This window comes from Snodgrassella alvi, from assembly GCF_002777425.1.
GTDB lineage: Bacteria > Pseudomonadota > Gammaproteobacteria > Burkholderiales > Neisseriaceae > Snodgrassella > Snodgrassella alvi_B.
In genome coordinates this window covers 1-7,108 of the sequence record NZ_MDVC01000093.1, presented here as the reverse complement: position 1 = coordinate 7,108, position 7,108 = coordinate 1, and the positions used below count along the sequence as shown (strand labels likewise).

Annotated in this window: 10 protein-coding genes and 1 pseudogene; 3 read left to right on the top strand and 8 right to left on the bottom strand. The window is 40.7% G+C overall.

What is annotated here, in order from left to right; all coding sequences use genetic code 11:
- Positions 1 to 106 precede the first annotated feature (106 nt).
- Positions 107 to 361, top strand: coding sequence for a hypothetical protein (locus BGI33_RS09300; protein ID WP_100090928.1), 255 nt, complete (start codon positions 107 to 109; stop codon positions 359 to 361).
- A gap of 86 nt (positions 362 to 447) precedes the next feature.
- Here BGI33_RS09300 and BGI33_RS09295 read toward each other — a convergent pair whose 3' ends face one another.
- A complete protein-coding gene (locus BGI33_RS09295; RefSeq protein ID WP_100090927.1) occupies positions 448 to 897 on the bottom strand; it encodes an SMI1/KNR4 family protein in 450 nt (149 codons plus the stop codon).
- A 9-nt stretch (positions 898 to 906) separates the two neighbouring features.
- Positions 907 to 1,188, bottom strand: coding sequence for an HNH/ENDO VII family nuclease (locus tag BGI33_RS09290; RefSeq protein ID WP_257378935.1), 282 nt, complete (start codon positions 1,186 to 1,188; stop codon positions 907 to 909).
- Between BGI33_RS09290 and BGI33_RS09285 the strand changes: the two are divergent.
- A pseudogene (locus BGI33_RS09285) lies at positions 1,184 to 1,516 on the top strand (integrase core domain-containing protein); the annotation flags it as partial. The gene BGI33_RS09290 and the pseudogene BGI33_RS09285 overlap by 5 nt on opposite strands.
- Before the next feature lie 122 nt (positions 1,517 to 1,638).
- On the opposite strand, the gene BGI33_RS09280 reads toward BGI33_RS09285, so the two are convergent.
- The 4 genes from BGI33_RS09280 to BGI33_RS13520 form a co-directional block, all read right to left on the bottom strand.
- Complete coding sequence (locus BGI33_RS09280) at positions 1,639 to 1,992, bottom strand: hypothetical protein (RefSeq protein ID WP_100090924.1); 354 nt, start codon at positions 1,990 to 1,992, stop codon at positions 1,639 to 1,641.
- Positions 1,993 to 2,739: an RHS repeat domain-containing protein gene (locus tag BGI33_RS09275; RefSeq protein ID WP_100090923.1), complete on the bottom strand. Its 747-nt coding sequence runs from the start codon at positions 2,737 to 2,739 to the stop codon at positions 1,993 to 1,995.
- A gap of 435 nt (positions 2,740 to 3,174) precedes the next feature.
- Positions 3,175 to 3,468: a hypothetical protein gene (locus BGI33_RS09270; RefSeq protein WP_100090922.1), complete on the bottom strand. Its 294-nt coding sequence runs from the start codon at positions 3,466 to 3,468 to the stop codon at positions 3,175 to 3,177.
- A complete protein-coding gene (locus tag BGI33_RS13520) occupies positions 3,461 to 4,261 on the bottom strand; it encodes an RHS repeat domain-containing protein (protein WP_100114445.1) in 801 nt (266 codons plus the stop codon). Before BGI33_RS13520 ends, BGI33_RS09270 begins: the two co-directional genes overlap by 8 nt.
- A 39-nt stretch (positions 4,262 to 4,300) precedes the next feature.
- Here BGI33_RS13520 and BGI33_RS13515 point away from each other — a divergent pair, with 39 nt between their 5' ends.
- Positions 4,301 to 4,843, top strand: coding sequence for a hypothetical protein (locus BGI33_RS13515; RefSeq protein WP_100114444.1), 543 nt, complete (start codon positions 4,301 to 4,303; stop codon positions 4,841 to 4,843).
- Between the two features lie 37 nt (positions 4,844 to 4,880).
- Here BGI33_RS13515 and BGI33_RS09260 read toward each other — a convergent pair whose 3' ends face one another.
- Together BGI33_RS09260 and BGI33_RS09255 are read right to left on the bottom strand one after the other, a co-directional pair.
- Positions 4,881 to 5,492, bottom strand: a complete 612-nt coding sequence (locus BGI33_RS09260) for a DUF1963 domain-containing protein (RefSeq protein ID WP_100090920.1) — start codon at positions 5,490 to 5,492, stop codon at positions 4,881 to 4,883.
- Positions 5,493 to 5,502: 10 nt separating this feature from the next.
- A partial coding sequence (locus BGI33_RS09255) for an RHS repeat domain-containing protein (protein WP_144235413.1) occupies positions 5,503 to 7,108 on the bottom strand: 1,606 nt, incomplete at its 5' end.

Genomic DNA, 7,108 nt, shown 5'->3' with positions numbered 1-7,108 from the left:
CGTAGCTGTTCTGGTCGGTATAGATATACAGGCTGGTAGGGTGATTCGGGCCGGTTTCCTGAATCATTCTTAACCCGTCCCACAGGAAGCGGGTACGGTTGTAGGGTTGGCCTTCGCGGTCTATCTGATGTTTTTCGATACGTCTGCCAAGTGCATCGTAGACGTAGCCGTAACGCTGGCTGCGGCCTGTTTGTTCGATACGTACTTCGCTCAGACGGTGTTCGGCATCGTAATGATAGTGCTGGGTGGCGCCGATGGTCTGTTTGGTCTGGGTTCTGCCGTGCTCGTCGTAGCGGTAGCGGTGTCCTCTGAAATGCAGGAGCTGGTTACAGCGGATGACATTTTGGTTATTAGGGTCTAATTCTATTGGCCGTCTGTGATCTAACAGGTTGGCGGCGGCATCGTATTGCAGGGTTTCCCAGTATCTCTGGTTGCGGCAGCCTTAATTTACGTCCGTAAGTTTACATATTCTTCAAAAAAAAATCTGAATGACGGTGCAATAACGTTTGATATTTTTCTTGAGAAAAGATCATAATTAACTATTTGTCCATAAGTATTTTTCCTACAATCAACACACCAACATACATCATCATCTTTAAAATAAATAACTGCCATATCTGGTGGTAACGAGTATTCATTTCGACACTGACAAGTATCATAATAGATAGCTCCTCCAGACTCAGCCAAGGCATCATTATCAACTATGCCTGATATTTCTTCACCAACAACACCTCCGCCACCAACCAATAAAATAAATTCTTTTAATTCATTTGGTAACGACAAATTTAGCTTATTTTCAAGTATGTTAATTTGTGATTCATCACAAGCTCCAAGCCAATATACTTCGTCTTGAGCGCCATGATTTAAATGCGTAACAAGATTTTTAATATCACCCATATAGTTACCTCACATAAAATCCAATGCTCTTAATTTCCAATATTCTTTTCTGAATTTATTATACTGCCTATCTAGAGCAGATGTATTTCTAAAGCTCCCTCCATTTTCAATTAATCCATGAATTTGCTTATGATATTGTTTGTGAGTTGAGGAAACTAACTCGACCATTGGGCCGGGTTCTTTTCCTAATATATGATGAAGGTTCATTTGTTTTCCATCTGGGCCTATTGGAGCATATCCATTCCTCATTAAGTCTAAGTTTGTCCACCCCTCATTTACTTTTGACTTAATATTGGAGGATATAGAGCATACGAAAACAAAAGCCTACAGTCCGCAAACGAATGGTATATGTGAGCGATTCCATAAGACGATAAAGACCGAATGTTATGATATTATGTTTAGACGTAAAATATATACAGAATTGAAAGAGATACAACAAGATATTGAGCTTTGGCTAGAGTTTTACAATCGGGAAAGAGCACATTCAGGGAAATACTGTTATGGTAAGACACCTTGGCAAACTTGGGTAGAGACAAAAGGACTGGCTAAGGAAAAGCAGCTAGAGAATTTATTTTACTCATCAGACAGTCATTGTGTTAGAACGAATGCCGATGAGTAGATAGTGTCTGTCAGATTAAGTTTAAGCTAGTACAAATTAAACTGGATATTACTAATACGTCAAGAAAGTAAAAAGCCAAAATAATCCAAGGAGAGTTTTTACTACAACCTATCAAGTATTGATTAATTTTCTTCAAAATATTCGTCACTTATCATCGATAGTATATCGACCTGATTAAGTACATTTTTTAAAAACTTATATCTACTTAATTTATCAGAATTTTTTCCATTAATAAAAGATACTTTTATTAATGTACAGAATTCTTTATTTTCTTCATCTAACCACTCGTCGGATAGCGGGATATAATTATCTGTAATAGTTAATGTGTCCGCATAAAGACCACAGTAAGAGAAGTACACCCCAAAATAAGAGCTATCATGTTCAGAGCAAGTTATATCCCATTTATTATTCAACAATTCACTTATCTCTTTTTTAGATTTATTACTGCCGTATTTTAGAAAATATAATTTTTTCATTTATCGCCCGCCACATTTCCCTGGAATTCTGATTCCTTTTCCTTTAGCTTTGACTTCAACTGAAGACTTAAAAATCATAGCATTTACAGGTCTATCTCCAGATATTCTAGATAATCTTTGTAGAATATTATCTATACCTAATTTTTTAGCCGTATCACTACCCATATTAATTGGTCCAGTTCGTCCACCTTTTCCTATCCCTAAGTATTCTGCTTTCTGATATAGCTCTGGATGTGATATAGCTACATCAAAATCACTAACACGACCAACATCAAAAGGTTGTCCTGTAGAGAAGCTTACACCAGATACAGAACTTCCTTGCATGTATGAAACTGAGCTAGGATATCCTAATTTACTCAGACCAGCCTGTAATGTTTGACCAAATTGCTTAAATTGCCCAAAGCTCTTAAAGCCATGTGGTACCCCTTCCTTTGAGAATCCTAAAGGATCAATCCAAGTCAACCCATTAGGCGCATACTGATACAGATTCAAGCCACCCAGTAGCCCAATCGGGTCTGGCTGGGTAAAGCGTCCTATATCCGGATCATAATACCTGAAAGTATTGTAATGTAAGCCGGTTTCTCTGTCTAAATATTGTCCCTGATATCTGAGGTTTTGCTCTATGGGTTCGTGTTCGATTTCATGAATCCGTTTCCCCCAGAGCTGAAAGCTGCATTCCCACAGTATTTTACCGTTTTCGTCGGTCAACTCTTCCGGACACCCATTAAGATCGGTGTGGAAGTACATGACTTTTTCGGGGTCATTACCTCTTTTGTCTATGCGTGCCAGTGGTTCGTAGCTGCTCTGGTTGGTGTAGATATTTCTGGGCTTCGCGGAGGAATACGTTGTTTACGCGTTACCCTCAGATTAAGCTTTACTGGCAATATATTCGATAAACACGTTTATGATTCCATTTATAGCCGTTATAGCCGAGCTTTCTGATGCGATTAAAACACTTAGGAAAACCTCAGTGTAAATGCTTATCCATGATCGTACTTAGCACTGACATAATCACCGCATCATCCGGTAACTTAGGCTGATAATAGTAAGCACAGAGGCTTATTTTCAAATAGCTACGATCTGATGTTCAGTCATTTTTTTCATGATTAAATCCTCTGTGGGTTAATAAAGAGAATTTTCTACTTTTATGCTGTACTATTTTAGGGGATAGTTACACATTAGTTATTTCATTTTTATTAAAATGTCTCCTGGATTCAATCTTACTTTGTCATTCCCATAAGTATATTCTATCCATAATTTTTTATTATCTGATTCACAATCATTTATTAATCTATATTCAGAGTATCCAGTATTCATATTTATAAGTGTTATTATTTTATCTACTTTTCCTTCGATTTTATTTTGTGACATGTATAAAGCAATTTTTTTTAACAAGTCTAGTTTTAAATATAATTCTTTATTTATTCCTTTTGATAACTTAATTTCATTTTCAATAAAATTGATAATATTAAGCATACTGTCTCTCTATATAAATAGTAATCTTTTTACCGTCAGGTGTTAATACATTAATATGTGGCACTGTTTTATGATGATGACCATCCGGTAATCCTTCATGTCCAATTAAGATACCATCTTTATTAAACTGATAATCTTTATGGTAAACAGCAGTATTACCTTTTTCTGAAGGTCTTAGTTTAAACTCTTTCTTTTGCCTAGATGTTTTAGCAGCCGATTTATTACCGGCACCAGTTACTTTACGAGTATTAGCAAAAGCACCATATAATACCTGATCAGCTTCTTTAAATGAACCAACAGTTACATCATTCCCAGCACGAACCTCTTTGATCTTTTTATTCAGTTTTGAGTTTGTAACTACACAATTCCACCCAATCGGATCCACCCAAGTCAACCCATTAGGCGCATACTGATACAGATTAAACCCACCGGCTAAACCAATCGGATCCGGCTGGGTAAAGCGGCCTATATCCGGATCATAATACCTGAAGGTATTGTAATGTAGTCCGGTTTCTCTGTCTAAATATTGTCCCTGATATCTGAGGTTTTGCTCTATGGGTTCGTGTTCGATTTCATGAATTCGCTTACCCCATAACTGAAAGCTGCATTCCCACAGTATTTTACCGTTTGCATCGGTTAGCTCTTCCGGTGCTCCATTCAGATCGGTGTGGAAGTAGCGGATATGTTGTTCATAGTTGCCGTCTGTGTCTATCCGCGCCAGTGGTTCATAGCTGTCCTGGTCGGTATAGATATACAGGCTGGTGGGGTGATTCGGGCCGGTTTCCTGAATCATTCTTAAGCCGTCCCACAGGAAGCGGGTACGGTTGTAGGGTTGGCCCTCGCGGTCTATCTGATGCTTTTCAATACGCCGGCCAAGGGCGTCGTAGACGTAGCCGTAACGCTGGCTGCGGCCTGTTTGCTCAATGCGTACTTCGCTCAGGCGGTGGTCAGCGTCGTAATGATAGTGCTGGGTTGCGCCGATGGTCTGTTTACTGGCAGTTCTGCCGTGCTCGTCGTAGCGGTAGTGGTGTCCTCTGAAATGCAGGAGCTGGTTACAGCGAATCAGGTTGTGGTTGCTGTAGTCTTCTCTGTATTTGCTGTCCAGCAGGTTGGCGGCCGCATCATATTGCAGGGTTTCCCAGTATCTCTGGTTACGGCAGCCTTCAATTCTGCCGGTGTGATCATAGCGGTAATCGGTCTGTCCGTGTTTGCTGTGTTTTTTGCTTACCAATCGGTCGAGGTTGTCGTACTGGTAGCTGCGTTCGAGCAGGATATCGGGCAGGATGGGATTCTGATTGCGCTGTATCTGTTTGCGTTGCAGCCGGCTGTTACGGTCGTATTTGAACTGGGTGTTCAGGCGTCCCTGAGTACGTGATACTTCGCGGTGCAGTTAGATAGTTATGTTAAAATAATTATGCCGTTTGAGCAAAAAAAAGACCCGCATTATTAAAATCATCAATTTTCTTTTTTAAAAATAAATACCCAATAGCATCAGATAAAAATAATGCTCCACCATCATGAACTGGAATATCTGATGAATATAATTGACCAATAAAATCATATTCATGCATTAATTTTTCACAAGCAACAATTCCATTGGGTATTTTATTTGACAAAAAAGAAAATGTTGGATAATCACTATTCTCTAATTGTGTTTTTTTTAATTCAAGATATTGAGGAACAAAGTTATTACTATTTTCGCATAGCTTTGATATGTCTGTTAGCGTTACTCTTGTAAATCCTGATTTTAAGTGATCGAGTTCTGCATCATCACCGGAATAAACAATATCGTCCAAGAAATATCTATTTTCATTATATGTTGAAAATACGGAAATATATTTAGCTTTAGGAAGATTAATTCCACTAATAGAGTCAGATAATTTATCATTATCAATTGTGAATAATAATGTTAAATTTTCACCTAATGGATTTTGGGGCCACTGGCCATCAATAAATGCTCCTCCACCAAATTTGATACCACTATTTTCATTTGATGAAGGTATAAGTTCATATACTTGTTGCATGATATCTCCATTAACATTTGCTAATTTTTTTATAAAATCTCTCTGATTTTTTTCTCAGTATACCAATTTTCTCTTCAGGAACACCAGCTCTTCTCAGAGCTTCAGATGTTATATCCAATTCTTCTTTGATTGTTGACGCGAATTGATTACGACCTAATCCTTTCTCTGCCCTAATTTGTGCTTCATGGTAATGTACTCCTCCAATTCCTCGTGAATCTTTAGAAGGACTTCTAGTATGATGATCAAGATCTAGCGCAATCGAAGGATTCGAAGACAATCGTGCTTTATCAGCCAGACCTAATTGTTTCAGATATTCATGGCGAATAAGTTCATGGGCTTGTAGGTTATCACCTACATGTTTTGTTCCATTTAAGCTGCCATATGTACCTATATCATAAAGTGCTGCAAGTCCTAGCGGATCAATCCAAGTCAACCCATTAGGCGCATACTGATATAGATTCAATCCGCCAGCTAAACCAATCGGGTCTGGCTGAGTAAATCTACCTATATCCGGATCATAATACCTGAAAGTATTGTAATGTAAGCCGGTTTCCCTGTCTAAATATTGTCCCTGATATCTGAGGTTTTGCTCCACTGATTCATGTTCGATTTCATGAATCCGTTTTCCCCATAACTGAAAGCTACATTCCCAGAGTAATTCGCCGTTTGCATCGCTCAGTTCTTCCGGACAGCCGTTCAGGTCGGTGTGGAAGTACATTACCCTTTCTGGGTCATTACCTCGTTTATCTATCCGCGCCAATGGTTCGTAGCTGTTCTGGTCGGTATAGATATACAGGCTGGTGGGGTGATTCGGGCCGGTTTCCTGAATCATTCTTAAGCCGTCCCACAGGAAGCGGGTACGGTTGTAGGGTTGGCCCTCGCGGTCTATTTGATGCTTTTCGATACGCCGGCCAAGGGCGTCATAGACATAGCCGTAACGCTGGCTGCGGCCTGTTTGTTCAATGCGTACTTCGCTCAGGCGGTGCTCGGCGTCGTAGTGGTAGTGCTGGGTAGCACCGATGGTCTGTTTGGTCTGGGTTCGGCCGTGCTCATCATAGCGGTAGTGGTGCCCTCTGAAATGCAGGAGCTGGTTACAGCGAATCAGGTTGTGGTTGCTGTAGTCCTCTCTGTATTTGCTGTCCAGCAGGTTGGCGGCGGCATCGTATTGCAGGGTTTCCCAGTATCTCTGGTTACGGCAGCCTTCGATTCTGCCGGTGTGATCATAGCGGTAATCGGTCTGGCCGTGTTTGCTGTGTTTTTTGCTTACTAATCGGTCGAGGTTGTCGTACTGGTAGCTGCGTTCGATGAGGATATCAGGCAGGATGGGATTCTGATTGCGCCGTATCTGTTTGTGTTGCAGACGGCTGTTGCGGTCGTATTTGAACTGGGTGTTCAGGCGTCCCTGAGTGCGTAATACTTCGCGGTGCAGGTTGTCGCGTTCGATGTCGCTGATGATGTGGCCATCGATGTTTATCTGGTGCAGGTGGCCGGAGCCGTAATAGAGGTTGTTGATGGTGCGCCCATCCGGCAGGGTGGTGGCGATGCGGTTGCCCAGTGGGTCGTACTGGTGGCTGAGGGTACCCTGTGCAGTGGTTTCGCTTAGCAGATTACCCAGT